Source organism: Streptomyces europaeiscabiei, from assembly GCF_001550375.1.
GTDB classification, from domain to species: domain Bacteria; phylum Actinomycetota; class Actinomycetes; order Streptomycetales; family Streptomycetaceae; genus Streptomyces; species Streptomyces europaeiscabiei.
On the sequence record NZ_LRTR01000658.1, the window covers coordinates 1 to 771 of the forward strand.

Below are 771 nucleotides of genomic sequence, written 5' to 3' on the forward strand. Positions count from 1 at the left end.
CGCGAACACCGGCGAGGAATCCAACAACCCCACCGCCATCCCCACCCACTGCGACCCCTGCCCCGGAAACACGAACACCGCGGAAGCAGCCGCACTCAGCGCCGCCCCGGACGACACCGGCTCACCCGCCACCATCACCGACCGGCACTCGAACACCGACCGGGATCGCCACAAGGACCAGGCCACATCCACCGGATCGAGAGAACTGGCAGCGGCGAACTCCGCGAGCCTGGACTCCTGTTCCGCCAGCGCGGCCGGAGTCCGGGCGGAAAGAAGCCAAGGCGGGACGACAGCGACGCTCCCGGACCTCTCCGCGTCAACGGAGGACTCGGCCACCCCTTCCAGGACGACGTGAGCGTTGGTACCGCTGATACCGAACGACGACACCCCCGCCCGGCGCGGCCGACCGTCGCTCTCCCCCCACTCCCGCGCCTGTTCCAACAACTCCACCGCACCCGACGACCAGTCCACGATCGGGGAAGGCCGGTCCGCTCTCAGGGACTTGGGCAGGGTGCCGTGTCGCATCGCCTGGACCATCTTGATGACACCGGCCATACCCGAAGCGGCCTGTGTGTGACCGATGTTGGACTTCACCGACCCCAGCCACAGCGGCCGGTCCCCGACCCGCTCCTGCCCATACGTCGCCAGCAACGCCTGCGCCTCGATCGGGTCACCCAGCTTCGTCCCCGTACCGTGCGCCTCCACCACATCCACATCCGCCGCCGACAACCCCGCATCAGCCAACGCCGCCCGAATCACCCGCTGCTGGGA

1 protein-coding gene is annotated in these 771 nt (G+C 69.0%); it reads right to left on the reverse strand.

What is annotated here, in order from left to right; all coding sequences use genetic code 11:
• The coding region (locus AWZ10_RS32055) for a type I polyketide synthase (RefSeq protein ID WP_167366008.1) at positions 1-771 on the reverse strand (771 nt) is incomplete at both ends.